The organism is Leptospira hartskeerlii, assembly GCF_002811475.1.
Lineage (GTDB): Bacteria > Spirochaetota > Leptospiria > Leptospirales > Leptospiraceae > Leptospira_B > Leptospira_B hartskeerlii.
Genome location: NZ_NPDL01000008.1, coordinates 86,497 through 102,102, shown reverse-complemented (window position 1 = coordinate 102,102; position 15,606 = coordinate 86,497). Strand labels below are relative to the sequence as shown.

At 40.8% G+C, this 15,606-nt stretch carries 18 protein-coding genes and 1 riboswitch; of the genes, 10 read left to right on the top strand and 8 right to left on the bottom strand.

All coding sequences use genetic code 11. The features are described from left to right. Positions 1–47 precede the first annotated feature (47 nt). From CH352_RS14920 to CH352_RS14905, 4 genes are all read left to right on the top strand, one after another. Positions 48–953, top strand: a complete 906-nt coding sequence (locus CH352_RS14920) for an aldo/keto reductase (protein WP_100706744.1) — start codon at positions 48–50, stop codon at positions 951–953. A gap of 95 nt (positions 954–1,048) precedes the next feature. Further along, positions 1,049–2,461: a jacalin-like lectin gene (locus CH352_RS14915; protein ID WP_100706745.1), complete on the top strand. Its 1,413-nt coding sequence runs from the start codon at positions 1,049–1,051 to the stop codon at positions 2,459–2,461. A 128-nt stretch (positions 2,462–2,589) separates the two neighbouring features. Continuing rightward, positions 2,590–3,492: a DUF4349 domain-containing protein gene (locus CH352_RS14910; RefSeq protein ID WP_100706746.1), complete on the top strand. Its 903-nt coding sequence runs from the start codon at positions 2,590–2,592 to the stop codon at positions 3,490–3,492. Between the two features lie 81 nt (positions 3,493–3,573). Beyond that, on the top strand, positions 3,574–3,972 hold the full coding sequence (locus CH352_RS14905; RefSeq protein WP_100706974.1) for a SufE family protein: 399 nt from the start codon (positions 3,574–3,576) through the stop codon (positions 3,970–3,972). A gap of 5 nt (positions 3,973–3,977) precedes the next feature. Here CH352_RS14905 and CH352_RS14900 read toward each other — a convergent pair whose 3' ends face one another. From CH352_RS14900 to CH352_RS19060, 4 genes are all read right to left on the bottom strand, one after another. Then, entirely contained in the window at positions 3,978–4,532 is a 555-nt protein-coding gene (locus CH352_RS14900; protein WP_100706747.1) for a TPM domain-containing protein, read from the bottom strand. Between the two features lie 5 nt (positions 4,533–4,537). After that, positions 4,538–5,431, bottom strand: coding sequence for a TPM domain-containing protein (locus CH352_RS14895; RefSeq protein ID WP_100706748.1), 894 nt, complete (start codon positions 5,429–5,431; stop codon positions 4,538–4,540). Positions 5,432–5,446: 15 nt separating this feature from the next. Next, on the bottom strand, positions 5,447–6,058 hold the full coding sequence (locus tag CH352_RS14890; protein ID WP_100706749.1) for a LemA family protein: 612 nt from the start codon (positions 6,056–6,058) through the stop codon (positions 5,447–5,449). 74 nt (positions 6,059–6,132) lie between these two features. After that, positions 6,133–6,270: a hypothetical protein gene (locus CH352_RS19060; RefSeq protein ID WP_165780177.1), complete on the bottom strand. Its 138-nt coding sequence runs from the start codon at positions 6,268–6,270 to the stop codon at positions 6,133–6,135. Between the two features lie 138 nt (positions 6,271–6,408). On the opposite strand from CH352_RS19060, the gene CH352_RS14885 reads away from it, so the two are divergent. Then, a complete protein-coding gene (locus tag CH352_RS14885) occupies positions 6,409–8,139 on the top strand; it encodes a GAF domain-containing SpoIIE family protein phosphatase (RefSeq protein WP_100706750.1) in 1,731 nt (576 codons plus the stop codon). A gap of 10 nt (positions 8,140–8,149) precedes the next feature. Here CH352_RS14885 and CH352_RS14880 read toward each other — a convergent pair whose 3' ends face one another. Both CH352_RS14880 and CH352_RS14875 read right to left on the bottom strand, forming a co-directional pair. Further along, the gene (locus tag CH352_RS14880; RefSeq protein ID WP_100706751.1) at positions 8,150–9,073 is read right to left on the bottom strand and encodes a DMT family transporter; all 924 of its coding nucleotides are present in this window, start codon (positions 9,071–9,073) and stop codon (positions 8,150–8,152) included. 2 nt (positions 9,074–9,075) lie between these two features. After that, a complete protein-coding gene (locus CH352_RS14875) occupies positions 9,076–9,762 on the bottom strand; it encodes a hypothetical protein (protein ID WP_100706752.1) in 687 nt (228 codons plus the stop codon). A gap of 106 nt (positions 9,763–9,868) precedes the next feature. On the opposite strand from CH352_RS14875, the gene CH352_RS14870 reads away from it, so the two are divergent. The 3 genes from CH352_RS14870 to CH352_RS14860 all read left to right on the top strand — a co-directional run bounded on the left by CH352_RS14870 (position 9,869) and on the right by CH352_RS14860 (position 11,788). Further along, on the top strand, positions 9,869–10,363 hold the full coding sequence (locus tag CH352_RS14870; RefSeq protein WP_100706753.1) for a hypothetical protein: 495 nt from the start codon (positions 9,869–9,871) through the stop codon (positions 10,361–10,363). Between the two features lie 42 nt (positions 10,364–10,405). Beyond that, the gene (locus CH352_RS14865; RefSeq protein WP_100706754.1) at positions 10,406–11,137 is read left to right on the top strand and encodes an LIC_13076 family protein; all 732 of its coding nucleotides are present in this window, start codon (positions 10,406–10,408) and stop codon (positions 11,135–11,137) included. Between the two features lie 129 nt (positions 11,138–11,266). Beyond that, positions 11,267–11,788, top strand: coding sequence for a hypothetical protein (locus CH352_RS14860; protein ID WP_100706755.1), 522 nt, complete (start codon positions 11,267–11,269; stop codon positions 11,786–11,788). 17 nt (positions 11,789–11,805) lie between these two features. Here the strand turns inward: CH352_RS14860 and CH352_RS14855 are convergent, their stop codons facing one another. Then, a complete protein-coding gene (locus CH352_RS14855) occupies positions 11,806–12,675 on the bottom strand; it encodes a class I SAM-dependent methyltransferase (protein WP_100706756.1) in 870 nt (289 codons plus the stop codon). 156 nt (positions 12,676–12,831) lie between these two features. Here CH352_RS14855 and CH352_RS14850 point away from each other — a divergent pair, with 156 nt between their 5' ends. Both CH352_RS14850 and CH352_RS14845 read left to right on the top strand, forming a co-directional pair. Beyond that, positions 12,832–13,314: a hypothetical protein gene (locus tag CH352_RS14850; RefSeq protein ID WP_100706757.1), complete on the top strand. Its 483-nt coding sequence runs from the start codon at positions 12,832–12,834 to the stop codon at positions 13,312–13,314. A 76-nt stretch (positions 13,315–13,390) separates the two neighbouring features. Continuing rightward, entirely contained in the window at positions 13,391–14,437 is a 1,047-nt protein-coding gene (locus CH352_RS14845; protein WP_207766678.1) for a CapA family protein, read from the top strand. Between the two features lie 66 nt (positions 14,438–14,503). Here CH352_RS14845 and lsa26 read toward each other — a convergent pair whose 3' ends face one another. Beyond that, positions 14,504–15,244, bottom strand: a complete 741-nt coding sequence (lsa26, locus tag CH352_RS14840) for a surface adhesion protein Lsa26 (RefSeq protein ID WP_100706758.1) — start codon at positions 15,242–15,244, stop codon at positions 14,504–14,506. Positions 15,245–15,421: 177 nt separating this feature from the next. After that, positions 15,422–15,597: riboswitch (cobalamin riboswitch) on the top strand. Positions 15,598–15,606: the final 9 nt, after the last annotated feature.

Genomic DNA, 15,606 nt, shown 5'->3' with positions numbered 1-15,606 from the left:
TTCTTCTAAAATACGTATACCATGAGTTTTTGTATCGGAGAAGGAAGATGAATATTGCCCTTTCTAAGGAAGGTCCCAGTTTTTCCAGACTGGTATACGGTTGTTGGAGATTACATACCGATCCAAAAGGAGTAAGCTCCGATAGGATTTTAGAAAAGGTAGAAGTTTGTCTGGAATCAGGGATAGATACATTCGATCATGCGGATCTATATGGAGAATATGGGAATGAAAAAAGATTTGGGGCGGTATTAAAATCCAGGCCAGATCTAAAAGAGAAGATCAAGATTATCACTAAGGCGGGAATTCAACTCCCTGGTCCGAATCGTACCGGAATTTCAGTAAAACACTACGATACGTCCGGGGAATATTTAACCCGTTCAGCGGAAAATTCATTAAAAAAACTGAATATAGATAAAATAGATCTTTTTCTGATTCATAGACCTGATCCTCTTATGAATGTGGACGAGGTTGCAAAAGTATTTCGCTCCTTGAAAGAAAGCGGCAAAGTTAACCATTTCGGAGTTTCTAATTTTACTCCTTCTCAATTTTCACTTCTGCAGTCTAGATTGGATTTTCCTTTGGTTACGAATCAGGTGGAATTCCATCCTTTCCATATTGATCCTTTAGTGAATGGGGTATTTGATCAGACCCAAGAATTACGAATACGACCGATGATCTGGTCTCCGACTGCTGGCGGACGTGTCTTCCGACCTAAAACAGAACAAGAGTCCATCCTACATAAAACGTTAGAAGACATTGCAAAGAAGAAGGATACAACACCGGATGCGATATTATTCTCTTGGTATCTTTTTCATCCTGCGAAATTGATCCCAGTTTTAGGGACGAATGAGCCGAACCGTATCAGATCCGCCGCAAAATCATTTCAAGTAGAGTTGGAAAGAGAGGAATGGTTCCAAATTTTAGAAGCCGGAACAGGTAAAAGAGTTCCTTAATAAAAAAAATGACCATATAAGGAATTTCTAATTAGGATATAATACTTATATTTATACTACTCGTTCGATATCAAAAACGGAGAGAATCCAAAAAAATGAAAATCGAGCAAAGTAAAAAGGGATACCCCCTTTTGATAGGGATTTTATTATTCCTATTCAATTGTAATGGGGAGAAGGGCATAAACACGGAAGGTTTACTGGGACTGATCCAGAAACCGGACCAAACGAAAATTGGCGCAAATTATTCAAGCCTCGCAGCAGGTGATACTGTATACGGGTCTGGAACATTCTCGCTGCTTACCTATAATGTGGCAGGACTACTGGAACCTTTTTCCAGTTCAAATCCAAGTGAGAACACTCCTTATATTGGACCATTGCTTACCCCATTCGATCTGGTCCAAGTACAAGAAGATTTCAATTATCATGCAGCCTTGTATGCAAATGATGTGCATCCATACAGAACGGCTACAAGCGGAGGAATGGGATTTGGAGACGGTTTAAATACTCTTTCTTATTTTCCTTTTACTGATTTCGAAAGAGATAAGTGGGATGCTTGTAATGGAACTGATTGTCTAACTCCTAAAGGATTTACTTTAGCAAGACATACGATAGCACCTGGAATATTTCTGGATGTTTATAATTTACATACGAATGCAGGTACAGAAGACGCGGATCTATCTTCCAGAAGATCGAATGTATTACAAATTCTAAGTTTTATAGAAGCAAACTCTGCGGGGAACGCAGTGATTGTGATGGGTGATACAAATACAAGATACACCAGATCTGGAGATAATATCCGTGAGTTTAGCAATCATGGATTTACAGATGTTTGGATCCAATTGATCCGAGGAGGATCTTATCCTACTCAAGGCGCAGATGCTTTGATGGATTGCGACGGTCATAGAACAAGCGCTGGCTGTGAGGTAGTGGATAAAATGTTCTACCGTGGAAATTCATATCTTTCCTTATCTCCTAGCACTTACCTGATCGAAGAAGCAAGATTCGTTCATCCTGTGACAGGAGTTATGCTTTCTGACCATTATGCTGTTTCTTCTACATTCAATTATTCTATTTTGAAGAATTTAGTGTATAGTGATTCAATAGGTGGGCCGCATGGGACTCCATTCAATGATGTGAATTCGATAGCTTCTTCTCCTCGCACATCTAAAATAAGCTTAAGATCCGGATCTAGAATTGATGCGGTTTCATTACAATTAACGAATGGAACTGTTTTAAGCCATGGAGGTACCGGTGGAACTTTACAAACTTTGACCTTGGGATCTGGAGAATATGTAGACCAAGTTAAACTTTGCAGCGGCGTAAAAAGTGGCCGTACTAGAGTTTTTTATGCGCAATTCCATACGAATCTATCTAGACTTCTTACTGGCGGATCTACAACTTCTACCTGTACTACATACACAGCACCTAGCGGCTGGGGAATCGTAGGATTTCATGGAAGAAGCGGCGATGAAGTCGACAAATTAGGAGTGATCTACGCTCCGTTTTAATAAATAATCCGGAAAGTATTTCGCCCAAACATTCGATAAAAATCGAAAAAAAATAAAGAGAGCCATTTGTTTCTCCTAAGTATGTCCGAGCTTTGATGCGGGATGTATAGGGTTATTAGGAGAAATGAATGTTTCGCTTTATAATATCAATCTTAATCATATCTTCACTTTTGGTCTGTAAGGCCGAAAATTCCCAAAAACAATCTGGAGAACTTTCAGATTTAGATTCCAATTCAAGATTCGCATCGGCTCCTACGCCTTCTGCTTCTGCGGATGGAAAGTCAATGCCGGAAACGGAGAAAAAACTTTCCGACAAGGCAGGCGAAAGGGAAGAAGAAGCTCCAGAGGATCAGATCAAAACCTTTGCAACTCCAAAGATCGGAAATCTAAAGATAGGTCGGCTTTTAGAATATAAGGTAGATCTCAATTTCGAGACCAAAGATTTTATTGCGGCTCGAAAATTCCTATTAGAACTTTCCGGCAAGTATGGATTCGTGCAGAGTGAAAGTCTTCAGAATTGGGGAGGAGATACTGAGCCGAGTATGACAGCTGTCATTCATGTAAAGTCCTCCGATCTATATCAGGTTTTGATGGAATTAGAGAAGATCGGTACACTTACTTCTGAAAATATCCAAGTAGAAGATCATACTGAAAATTATACTTTAGAACAGATCCATGCCAAAAGAGAGAAGATCAGGATCGCAAGAAGGACTGATCTTGGAGCCAGATCCACGCCTAAAAACGCGGCAGAAATTGAAGAATTATTAGGACAATCTGAAGACTCAGCCGATTCTGCCGAATTCGAAAAATGGAAAATTATGGATAGAGTCAACTGGGCAAAGATCAGCATTCATATGTACGGCCCTAAAAAACCGAAGGCTGTAGAAGTCCCTAGTTTTGGAGATGCGTTTATCGATCTCGCAAGTCTTGGATTAAAGCTGATACTTTCTTTGATCTATATTATTCCTTTAGCGTTGATTGCTGTCGGGATTTTCTATCTGGTTAAATATTTGAAGAATCGTCTAAAATAAGAGAATGCCTCGCGTTCAAATTATTTTGTTTCCGGGGAAACCATGGTTTTTAGCCTAGAAGAAAACAACCTGGGGAAAAGGATGCCTACTCTGGAAGAAGCGCAAAAAGAAATTATCGCCGAGTTCTCGGAGGCGGCAGACTGGGAAGAAAGATACCAGATGCTGATCGAGATAGGGGACGAGCTTCCTGTTTTGGCTCCTGAATTAAAAACGGAAGATAGACTGGTTCCAGGTTGCCAGTCCAGGGTCTGGGTTGTCCCGGAAGAAAAGGAAGGAAAATTATTTATCCAAGCGGACAGTGACTCTGCGATCACAAAAGGAATGATTGCATTGCTCTTAAGGGTTTTCTCGGGAAGAACAAAAGATGAGATCAAGTCCGCATCCTTGGAATTTTTAAAAGAGATCGGTTTAGACAAACATCTTTCTATGAGCCGGAGGAACGGTCTCTATTCCATGGTGAATAAAATTAGAAGTTTCTAATATTCTTAACTTATATACGGTTCGTTCGAGATCTCGTTCGGATTTTTCTTTCTGGCAGGGAAATGTTTGCTTAATTCTTCGGTCAGCTCTTTGATCCCTGTAAGGATAGCATCTTTCGGAGCCTTGGACCTGAAACCTTCTCCTATTTTAGAAGAGATTAGATTTAATCTTTCCTGTCCTATCTTTTTATAAATACCACGATCCGCCAAGGTTACGATCTTTTTTTCGGAAAGAAGAATATAGATCAGTATTCCTGTATTTTCTTCCGTGTCCCAAACTTTTAAGAAAGAGAACATTTCTAATGCTCTATCCCTCGCAGTTTTACCGGAGAATATTTGGAAGAATGGGATCTTCGTTTCGACCGCGACTTTTAATTCTCCTCTATGAGTTTTTTCAGAATTAGCAACGGCAGATGTGATCTCTCTCAGATCTTTAGAGCTAAAATATTTTCGTAATAAAGTGAAACCTGATAGAGGTCCGTTCCCTATCCTAAATAGGTCCAAGAATCCTGCAAAAATATTGCGTACTAGTCTTTCGGTTAAAGAAGGATTTTTACTCATAAGAATTACCAATCCGAAGAGGACCCCCCTCCGCTAAAATCTCCTCCACCGCCGCTGAAAGAATCGCCTGAGGATGAGGAACTCCAACCCGAATCGCTGGAACCATAGGAACTCCAAGAACTTCCGGACCATCCCCCACCACCTCCGGAGCCTGGATTTTTGGCTGCAATGTAGATGATACAGAGAAGTATAAAGAAGATCACTAAAAGTGGAAGCATTACTTCTAAAGAAAAACCTAATAATCCTCCCACCCAATATCCTACATATGTAGCAAGTCCTGCTTGGAGAAGGCTGAACAATTTTTTGAATAAAAATCCTATTACGATCCCTATAACAACCAATGCGCCTATATAAAGTCCGAAATTATCATCTTCGGTTCCCGGACTAGATGATTCGTAGCTGGTAGAGCTTGGCTCAGGTAGAGGTTCTCCTTCAATAAGACCGAGTATTTTTTCGATTCCCTGGTCAATCCCTTCGAAATACTTACCTTCTTTGAATAAGGGCCTAACGTATTCTACCTGTATTCTTTTGCTGGTTACGTCAGGTATTGCTCCTTCTAACCCTCGTCCGATCTCGAAACGCATTTTTCGATCGTCTTTTGCGACTAAGAAAATAACTCCGTCGGCTGTTCCTTTTCTTCCTATTTTCCAATCCTCAGCTAAGCGGATGGAATATTGCTCTATAGTCTCGTCTCCGGTTGTCGGGATAATGACCAAGACCACTTGGCTTCCTTTACGTTTTTCGAAGTCTTTTAGTTTATTTTCTAAATTCGAAACTTCTTCTTCGCTTAATGTAGAAGTCAGGTCAGTGACTCTGTGGGCCAATTTGGGTATAGGGATCTGGTCTGCGAAAATCCCGGAGCAGAATAGTAAAATTGGAAGAAAGAACAGCCTTCTCATCTGAAAATCCAGGTTTTAAAATTGGACTTGAGGAGGTTTAGAAATTTCTTTTTCGTTTTCTACGCTGAAATTCGGTTTTACGTCGTAGCCGAAAATTTTAGCGGTGATCACGTTCGGAAATGTTCTGACTGTGATATTATACTCTTGGACAGAAGTGATATAGCGGTTTCTTGCAACAGCGATCCTGTTTTCAGTACCTTCTAATTGAGCTTGTAATCCGATAAAACTTTTGTCCGATTTCAGGTCCGGATATTTTTCTACCACTACCATCAATCTGGATAGAGCAGAGGTCATTTGCCCTTGTGCCTGGTTGAATTTTGCAAATAGTTCAGGATTATTTAATACTTCAGGTGTGGCTTGGACGGAACCAACGCTGGCACGAGCTCTAGTCACTTCGATCAATACTTCTTTTTCTTGAGCGGCGTATCCTTTGACTGTGTTGACCAGGTTCGGGATGAGATCCGCTCTTCTCTGATACATATTGATTACTTCTGACCAGGCAGCTTTTACCTGTTCGTCTTGGACTTGGATCGTGTTATAGCCGCATGAATTTGTGAAAAACAGTGTCAGACCGGTAAAACCGATCAGAAAACTTTTACGGATCCGAAAAAAATCGCCTTGGGACATTCCCACCTCCGACCAGCGGAATTCTGTAAGTAAAATGTCCCTTGGCAATCGGTTTTTTCTGACAACATTCCGTTTTATGCCGCCTCTTTTGGGAAATTTTCGTGTTTTTCCAAGGCTCTTTTGCGGATTTCTTCGATGAGTTTGTCTGCGAGCATTTCGGCAAGAGCAGATATTTTTTCTTGGTTGATCGAGTTCCTATATTCGGTTTTCATTGGCGCCTCCTTGTGGTCCGGATATAAAAATACAGCGGGCCCCGGACAAATTGGGAGGGCAGAAAATAAAAAAACCGGGAAAATTCCCCGGCTGCCTCAACCGATAAATAGAAAAATGGCAAGGGCCACCTGGCACGAATGGAATTGGATTACAAAACCCGACTCGATGAGATCGAGAAGGTAGACGGTTATTTTCGTAGGTCCCCGGAAGGGATCTGGTCCTACGAGTTGGATTCTCCTCTAGACATTGCTCTTCCCATTGAGGAACAGTGTAGGCTGATCTATGAGAATGCAAGACTGACTCATTGCAATGATACTATGGCCAGGATCTACGGGTATCATAATGCGGAAGAGATCAAAGGTATTCTATTAAAAGATCTTGTTGGGCCGATTAACAAGATGAATATATTCGGAATTAACGAATTCATTCGTTCCGGTTATAAGATTCACGACAGTGAATCCGAAGAGATAGATCTAAGAGGAAAACGTAAATATTTTCTAAGCACAGCTTTGGGAGTGGTGGAGAATGGATTCTTACTCCGCGCTTGGGGAGTGCAGAAGGACGTAACCTCCATTCGAGCCGCAGAGTCCAGGCTCAAAAGAACAATTGCGTTAGAAAGTTTACTCACCCAACTCTCTAGATATTTTTTAAGTGTAGAACCTGGGAATACCACGGACGCAGTGAACCATGCGTTAGGCGAACTTGGAAAATTCTGCGGAGCGGACAGAGCATTTTTATTTTTATACACTCACGCCGGCTTGACCATCTCTAACACAAATGAATGGTGCGCGGATGGAATCGAACATAGGATCCATCTATTACAAAATCTTCCTATAGAAACATTTCCTAAATCGGATTACGACACAATTAGCAACAAAGGCCATGTCGTTTATGATTCTTTGGATAATGTTCCATCTACACATGCTTCCTTGAGAAATCTTTTGGAAAGAAGAGGAACTCGTTCCTTGGTGGTGGTAGGTCTTTCTTCTAGAGATGAAGAGCTCGGTTTTATCGGATTCGATTCGGTAAAAGGCCAAAAACTTTGGACGGAAGAAGATATTTATATCTTGAGATTAGTTGGCGACCTGATCGTCCTGGCATTCGATAGACAAAAAAGAGAATCCGATCTGAATGATTTTTATGAAAGAATGAATCACGATTTGGAATTGGCGCGACTCACGCAAAGATCCTTGGTTTCGAGAGAATTTCCTACTTCACCTTTTTATAAAATGGATAGTTATTTCCGGCCTTTTGAAAAAGTGGGGGGAGATATCATAACGTATATCCAACATGAGAATGGTGTGCTAGATATATTGTTCGGAGATGTTTCCGGTCACGGGATTTCTTCAGCTATGGTTTCCGGGATGGCAGTACTTTCATTTAGACATCACGCGAAAGCAGGTCTTTCTCCAGCGGAAGGTATCCAACAGTTTGTGAAAGATCTAAAGCCGATGGTGGTGGAGCATCATATCGCTGCGGTCTGGGCTAGATTTTTTCCTTTAGAAAAAAAGTTGGTCTATTCTTATGCGGGGCATCCTCCTATCGTTCTGTTTAGGGGAGAAGAGAAGATGGAACTAAAAGGTATGAATCTTCCTCTTTTGATCTTCGATTCTATCGAATATTTTAACGAATCTATTAAATTACAAAAAGGTGATAGAATAGTATTCTACTCTGACGGAATGTACGAAGTATTCAATGCGGAAGGTAGGATATTAGATCTTCCAGGATTCCAGGACATTCTGCTTCAACATAGAGATCTTGGGAATTTAGATGAATATTTGGATCAGGTTGTTTCGGAAGTATTTCAATTTTCAGAAGGAGTGTTCGGAGACGATATGGCGATGTTAGTGATCGATATTAACGGCTGAGGATCCCTAACTACTCCAAGACCTTCTTCTTTCTTCCTAATAGAAAAACTCCTGAAAGAACTACTACAGTTCCGATAATATTCTCCCAGGTGATGATCTCTCCCAAAAGAATCGCCGCTAAAAATAAAGTAAATACTGGGCCGACACTTCCAGCGATGGACGCCTTATTCGAACCTATTCTTTGTATCCCTGCGGTGGTTAAGAATGCAGGCACGACTGTGGTCAAAAATCCCAATGCAAATCCGTAGCCATAGACTTGCCACGGTTGGTGTATTAGGATTTTATAATTCTTCGTAGAAAAGAAATGGATGAGCACAAAAATTCCGGACCAGATCATCAAAAGTGCGGTGAATTTTCGAGAACCCAGTTTAGGGATCATTTGTCCGCTTCCTATTAGATAAACTGCGTAGGCCAGTGCGGAAAGAAATACTAAGACAGCCCCGATCCAAGCAGATCTTCCTTGGGCTTCTGCATCAGGTAAAAATGCCAATAAGATGCCTGAGTATGTGAGCGCCACAGAGTAGATCTCGATCTTGTGAACCTTCTTCTTTAAAAAAACAGATCCTAAAAGAAGAACGAGCGCTGGAAACGTAAATAATACCAGTCTTTCCATGGAGGCCGATAAGTATTCCAGTCCCCAAAAATCGAAAAAGCTGGCCATATAATAACCTATGAATGCAAGTGAAACTACAATGCCGTAATCTTTTCTAGTAATAGGCTTGTCCGAATTTTTAGTGGATTCTTGGTAGAGAACAAATGCGAAAAATGGAATGGCAAATATCATTCTGAGTGCCAAAACAGTGACTGAGTCTATTCCAAATTTATAAACTAGTTTAACGATCACTCCTTTAGAGGAGAATAATACTGTTCCTGCCAGAGCGTATAGATACCCTAAGGTTTCTTCACTAAATCTAGAAACAAGAGTTGACTGCAAGTTTAACGTCCTAAAAAGAAATAATTCAATTGTTTTCGAGAGGTGATAAATCCTCCGCCAGGATATGTGACTGGAAAAAAGGAATCGCCCGCGATTTCGGAAGTTGCTTTTAGATCTCGGATCTGTCCGTAACATTCTGAAAGATAGAATGCGTGTCCACATCCTAGTAAATGGTATCCTTCGTGAACCATAGTGCTCGCGGCGCCACCTACGAGCAAATGTCCAAGAGATGCAGTATGAGCTAGAACAAATCCTCTGCTTCCTGTGGGGCTATCCACTGCTCCTAAAACTTCGAATGTGGGAATAAAGAATAATGCTAAAATATAAGAGGCAAATTCGTATGCGATATCCGAAACTCTAACTCCTGCCAATGCCAAGATACGATCGCAACCGTCCGGCAATTCCGCTTTATAGAGTTCTTCCATAATCGCTTTTCCGGTCCATCCAGGTCTTTTCCAATCTTTTACTTGAGCGACCTTTGCCTGTAGATTATAGAGGACTAATTCTTCATTCCAAGAATCGAATAGATAGTCCATTCTCTCTGCCGAGACGTTTTCATCTTTCCATACGCATACTCGGATAAATTTCATTTTTCCGTATTCGTAGGTATCTCTCACTGAAGTTTTATGGAATCCCACGGTGGTGCAGGAGGCTAATAAGATTAGAAGAAGGAAACGAATATGTCGCATGTTTGCAATTCTTTAGAACCTTAGAAAAACTCCTTGGAAAAGCAAGGACTTTCGTTCGATACTAATAGAGAAGGACAGTGTGTCTGCACAGTCAAAGTTTTAGGTGATGAGTTCAGTGAATCCGAAGAATAAAAAACAAGTGAAGAAGGTCCCTTCAAGTAAAAGATCTTCTTCTCCTTTGTTCCTGCTTCTGGTGGGAATTCCATTCTGCTTTTTTCTGATCAGCGCAATGCTCGGTAGCGTATTAAAATTAGATCGGGTTAGTTCGGAATTTGCATACGAGAATAGATTGAATCCGATCGAAAAGGCTTGGAGAGGCCTGAAGTTAAAAGTATATGCCTATGAATACGGCTCCGATTATCGCAATAAGATCCCGGAAAATGAGGGACGTGCCTTAGGCTTAATACGCGAATCCATTTTAGAATCCACTCTTCCCAGATACCTTTTTCTATTTTTGGCAATCGCAGTACCATTTTACTTTTTCGTAAGGTTGTTCAAGGACAAACCTCAGAAGAAGGCCTTATGGCCGGTGGCTATAACCGCAGATCCTAAGAGCAGAAAAACTTCTACGCTTTCCCCAAAAAAAATCGGACAGAATTAAAATAGATTTGATTACGTTATTATAGCGTATTGAACATGTCGTATGCTTCCAAGTAGACGATATTCGAATTTTTGTAAAATTATTACCCTGATCGGTATAACCGCATTACTTCTCCAAAACTGTACTTTAGATAAAAGAATAGAATTCGCTGGAGAAGATAAACTAGGCCTGGAAACAGGAAGTAAACCCTGCGAGGAACTAACTCATTATAATCGTTGGTTCGCTGTCTATGGTCTCTGGCGTATCCCCGGTTCGAGGGATATAGAAATAGAAAAGAAAGAAGGTAAGGTCTACTTCGCAGAACATTCCGTAAATTGGTGGCAGGCAGCTGCGAATGTGCTTACTGGTTTTTTCAGCACTATAGTATTCTATAAAGTAACAGTTAACGAATGTGATTTGGGAACCAGATTCGTTCATAGAGACCAATACGAAAAATTCTTCGAGGAAGAAAGAACGAAGGCTCATGCTGAGTTCTTTTCCAAAACCGAAAGAGAATTAGAAGATGCTCTACGTAAGTATTTGGATAAAACAAGTCCAGCGGAACATGCCGGCAAAAATTACAGTATGATCATTCTGAGAACCGGTAAAACAACCGAAGCGAGAGTAGTGGGACAAGATGTGGACTCTCTTAAATTGGAAACGGAAGATTCAAACGGGCAAAAGCATGAGTTTACTCTTTTAAAAAAGGAAGTATATAAGGTGATCTTCGCCACTAAGATTATCAAAGTAAAAGATACTCCTCCAGCAAAGGAACCCGGCAAAGAAAAACATTAATAATATGAAAGCATCCCTCCTTCGAGGGATGCTGCTTCTCGTTTTCGGTCAATAAATTTAACCGTTACAAAAATCCTACTTGTGTATAGACCTTATATTCGCTTATCATACTGCTAAGGGAATTCGCAAATGTTATCTTGCCGTCTTTTATTCAATTCTATACTTTATAAATTTATAATATTATTGTTTGCGATCCTGGTTTTGGATTGTGGGCTCGCTTTAGGCTACCAAGCCGAAGAAGAGGTTGCTAAGGCATCTCAAGATAATAATAACAATTCGATGTTGGTTACCCTAGGTTTGTTAACCGGGAATTCGGGCGGTTTACTTAGTTTTTCTCCTTCTCCTTTGACGTTTTCCGCCTCAACGGGAAAAGCAGCATATGATATTACTGTTCATTACTGGCCAGGTTCAGGCACAGGGGAGTTACGTATCGATCTGGTCTGGAATGGGATAATGTCTTGCGCTCCACAAGAAGGAGTGTTCGCTGTATTTAATGACGACCAGTACCCTGTGACTTTTGCCGATGTTTCTTTTAACTGTTTTATTACCGGAACGGGCGAAGTATCGCATATTGTGGATACGGCCATCGGATCCGGACTTCCGAGTGTAGGAACTAACCTCGGAAATTTAAGCGTAACCGTAACCCCATAATCCGGGCTCCAAGAGAATTACCTCGCCACTCCGAAACAAACTGCCATCATATCACCCTGGTCAAATTTTTTGACCGCCCAATCTGCAAACTTCTTAGAAGTTTTATAAAAGATCCCGGATCCTTTTTTTGCAGTCAGACCGCTCCCGTAAGAGATATGGCCGAGCGGAATATAACCCAATTCATTTCCTAAAGAAATAATGCCTGGCAAACTATAATAATAGAGATGTTCCGGAACGTTCAAATATCTCCACTTCGGTCCCAGGTATTTTGCAAGAACTCCGTATCTACAGGTAGAAAGGATCATTCTTCCTCCTGGCTTTAAATGTCTTAGGATTTTTTGAAGTGTTTCTTTCGGGTGATGCAGATGTTCTATACTTGCCCAAAGAGTGATCAGATCGAATTTTTCTTTTCCGTCCAAGTCCCAGGTCAGAAAATCTTTTTGCTCCACATCTAAACCTAAAGTTTCTTTTGCAAAACGAACAGGTCCGCTTGCGATATCTAAACCTTTTGTTTTCCAGTTTCTGTTTTTTAGATAATCTAAAAAATAACCGGCAGCACATCCTACATCTAACGCGGATCTTTCGGAACCTAACATTCTTTCCCAATCGAAAAATCCTAGATCTTTCAGATTCAGATTAAATACTCTTGCGATCTCCTTTTTAGTTTCTTCTGAATAATAATTATCGTAACCTCTGTCCGTTCTTTGGGTGAAGTAAGAATCTTCATAATACTTGGAAACTTCTTCTAAGCTAGGTTGAGGATTGACCTGAACCAATTTACATTTTTTGCATTCTACTATTTGAAAGATCTCTCCTTTGGGACTGGCTTTGGAGAAGAGCGGAGTGAATTCAGAATTAGAACAAGTATTGCAGGGAATAGATTGCATACTATAAGGATCGGTGGTTTACGAGGTTTTCCGACATAAAATGGGAACCTGATCCGATTTTAAGGCTTGCTTTTTCAATAAATTTATTATTAAACATAAATCATGCGAATCTCTCTTTGCCTTAGAAATAAATTTATTACGAGCTTTATATTCCTTATGCTCATTGCCCATAACATAAGTTGTGGGCTTGTGCTTACCGGAACAGATGTAGGTAAGGAGTTCTTAGGTCTTTCGGAAGAAGATAAAAAGGATCCTGAGAAGGCAGCAGTCGCATTACTTTCCTTAGTAACAGGAGGAGGTAATTCATTACTCGTATTTACTCCGGTGGTGTTATCCGTAACTGCGGGCGCAACTGCAACGTACCAAGTAGGTCTTAGAACGGTTCCCTCAGATTGGACAAGCAATGATGTGACAGTCGGTTTTGATATAGACGTATCTTCTTGTCCTTCCGGTACTTCTCCGAATTTTTGGCCTTTTACTTTTAGTCCTCCGTATAATCCAATAAGTAATTTGAATTTTAGTACGGTTAATCCTGGATCTTGCATAATACGTTATAGCGTGAGTGGAGAAGTGACTTCCCAAACATCCGGTCTGACAATTGGTGCGGACGCTGGATTTCTTCCTTTGACGATTCAGTAGAATGTAGGTAATTGAAGCCGTCCCGAACTTAGAAAAACCGCTTTTCCAGGGATAGGGTTTTTAAAATCCTTCCACTATGTATAGAATCCTTGCATTGTCCTCTCTTTTGGGACTCTCTCTTTTATTTTCTCAATGCCAGCCGATCGAATCCGTAGAACCGGAAACTTTGAAGATCAAAGCGGTGGGAGATTTGGTAATGGGAACCAATTATCCGGAGAATAAACTTCCGTCCGATCCTAAAAACACTTTGTTCTCTCAGGTTGAACCGAGTTTAAGAGGTGCAGATATACTATTTGCGAATTTTGAAAGCACTCTGACTGATTATCCTCATTGTGCTAAAAATATCAATCGCCCTCTTATATTCGCTTTCAGAACTCCTCCATCATATGCAAAAATCCTAAAGGATGTTGGGTTCGATATAGTTTCCATCGCGAACAACCATAGTTTAGATTTTCACCAACAAGGTTTCGAAGATACAGGTAAAAATCTTTCCGAAGCGGGAGTTAGATTCACCGGAAAAAAAGGTGCGATCACATATATGAACGTAAAAGGAATTTCAGTGGCTTGGATCGGATTCAGTCATATGGAAAGCGCTCATAATCATGTGAACCAAATTGAAGAAGGCGTTGCTCTCGTAAAAGAAGCCAAGAAAAAAGCTCAATTGGTTTTTATATCCGTTCATGGCGGAGCGGAAGGTGGACCGGCCTTACACGTAAAAAATGAGCAGGAAAGATTTTACGGAGAATATAGAGGAAACCTAGTCGCACTTTCTCACGCTTTGATCGATGCAGGTGCAGATCTATTCATTGGACATGGTCCTCACTTACCAAGAGCATTCGAATTGTATAAAGGAAAATTGATAGCATATTCTTTAGGGAACTTTTTAGGATATAGAGTATTCTCCACGAAAGGATATGGCGGTTATTCTTTGGTCTTGGAAGCGGACCTCGACAAACAAGGGAATTTTATCAAAGGTAAGATCCATCCATTGCAATTAAGCCAAAATGGGATCCCTGCGCCTGATCCGGATGCTAAGACTACGGAACTGATCCAGTCTTTAACTAAATCTGATTTTCCGGGAAAAGGACCTAAAATCCAGTTAGATGGAAATTTCCACCCTTAGAATAAAAAAGCCGATGCAGGAACAACTCCAGCATCGGCTTTCTATTTAATAAAACGTTAATGTGAATTATTCGGTCTTTCCGGTAGGTTCCAATGCTCCCGCTGGTGCTTTAAAGTTGATCTCATAGATATCGTAACGAGAATCTCTCCAACCGGTCACGTAGGCAACTGAAACTCCTATGAAGTACCTAAGTCCGAATTTAAGAGTGTTAGTAGCGAAGTTCGCGATCTCTTCGTCTGTTACTGAGAATGGGTGTACTTTATTTCTGGTCTCATCCAGATATAATCCTTCCCAAGTCCCTACCATGGTTCCCTTATATTCCAAACTTAGAATACGTCCAGTAACGGAAAAATTTCGTTTTCCTCCGGATTTGCTTTTGCTTACGATCTTATCAGGCAGACCCTTAGGAAGTGATCTTTCTTGGAGTTGTGCTCCGATCACTTCGTAGTCCGAAGATAAAGCGATTGGTTCGAATCTATGGATCCTGTATTGGACCAAAATTTCTTGGTTTAAACTTTTGCTTAAGAAGTTCACCACATCTGCGTTTTCAGGACGAACACTGAATTCGATTTTTTGTTTCGCTGGAACAAAACATTCGTCTTTCATTTCGTCGCAAGCTTCTGAATCGTTTATAGTATAAACTTCTAACAAACCTTCGTAGGATTCAAAGATGACCCCTCTGCTTTCGAATTGGATCAATTTTGCAACAGTCCAACCCTCGGAATAAGTTCCGGCTGCGGATAAGGATGAGGTAGTTAAAAGAAAGATCCCTAATAAAAGAAATCTTAAGGATGAAAATCGTTTCATTCGAGTTCGGTGCTCCCTGTTATGTAGGTAGACCCGAAGGGAATTCCCTTTGGGCCACGAATTCGTGAATCCTTTCCGATTTTTATCTTACATCAAGAAAATATTTCTTTGAGAATTCGAAAATGTAGGAGTTCCTACACACTGGCCTCTCCAAAGTCTCCTTTTTCAGATTGCCCCTCCGACTTGGGTTGGGAACCTGGTCTTGCAAGTAGATCTGAAAAGGGAATCCGGTGAAAACCCGGAACTGTACCCGCAGCTGTAAACGCCTAAACGGTCGGACAAGACCACTGTCGAAAGACGGGAAGGGTCCGAACCTTGGCGTGAGTCAGAAAACCTATCCGAGCTACTTTCAATTCTCTGGC

What these genes read in the sequence shown, in the direction of transcription:
- CH352_RS14910 (WP_100706746.1), top strand. Translation starts at nt 2,590, where the DNA reads ATGTTTCGCTTTATAATATCAATCTTAATCATATCTTCACTTTTGGTC.
- CH352_RS14845 (WP_207766678.1), top strand. Translation starts at nt 13,391, where the DNA reads ATGTATAGAATCCTTGCATTGTCCTCTCTTTTGGGACTCTCTCTTTTA.
- CH352_RS14875 (WP_100706752.1), bottom strand. Translation starts at nt 9,762, where the DNA reads ATGCGACATATTCGTTTCCTTCTTCTAATCTTATTAGCCTCCTGCACC.
- CH352_RS14905 (WP_100706974.1), top strand. Translation starts at nt 3,574, where the DNA reads ATGCCTACTCTGGAAGAAGCGCAAAAAGAAATTATCGCCGAGTTCTCG.
- CH352_RS19060 (WP_165780177.1), bottom strand. Translation starts at nt 6,270, where the DNA reads ATGAAAACCGAATATAGGAACTCGATCAACCAAGAAAAAATATCTGCT.
- CH352_RS14920 (WP_100706744.1), top strand. Translation starts at nt 48, where the DNA reads ATGAATATTGCCCTTTCTAAGGAAGGTCCCAGTTTTTCCAGACTGGTA.
- CH352_RS14855 (WP_100706756.1), bottom strand. Translation starts at nt 12,675, where the DNA reads ATGCAATCTATTCCCTGCAATACTTGTTCTAATTCTGAATTCACTCCG.
- CH352_RS14870 (WP_100706753.1), top strand. Translation starts at nt 9,869, where the DNA reads ATGAGTTCAGTGAATCCGAAGAATAAAAAACAAGTGAAGAAGGTCCCT.
- CH352_RS14895 (WP_100706748.1), bottom strand. Translation starts at nt 5,431, where the DNA reads ATGAGAAGGCTGTTCTTTCTTCCAATTTTACTATTCTGCTCCGGGATT.
- CH352_RS14890 (WP_100706749.1), bottom strand. Translation starts at nt 6,058, where the DNA reads ATGTCCCAAGGCGATTTTTTTCGGATCCGTAAAAGTTTTCTGATCGGT.
- CH352_RS14915 (WP_100706745.1), top strand. Translation starts at nt 1,049, where the DNA reads ATGAAAATCGAGCAAAGTAAAAAGGGATACCCCCTTTTGATAGGGATT.
- CH352_RS14865 (WP_100706754.1), top strand. Translation starts at nt 10,406, where the DNA reads ATGCTTCCAAGTAGACGATATTCGAATTTTTGTAAAATTATTACCCTG.
- CH352_RS14885 (WP_100706750.1), top strand. Translation starts at nt 6,409, where the DNA reads ATGGAATTGGATTACAAAACCCGACTCGATGAGATCGAGAAGGTAGAC.
- lsa26 (WP_100706758.1), bottom strand. Translation starts at nt 15,244, where the DNA reads ATGAAACGATTTTCATCCTTAAGATTTCTTTTATTAGGGATCTTTCTT.
- CH352_RS14860 (WP_100706755.1), top strand. Translation starts at nt 11,267, where the DNA reads ATGTTATCTTGCCGTCTTTTATTCAATTCTATACTTTATAAATTTATA.
- CH352_RS14900 (WP_100706747.1), bottom strand. Translation starts at nt 4,532, where the DNA reads ATGAGTAAAAATCCTTCTTTAACCGAAAGACTAGTACGCAATATTTTT.
- CH352_RS14850 (WP_100706757.1), top strand. Translation starts at nt 12,832, where the DNA reads ATGCTCATTGCCCATAACATAAGTTGTGGGCTTGTGCTTACCGGAACA.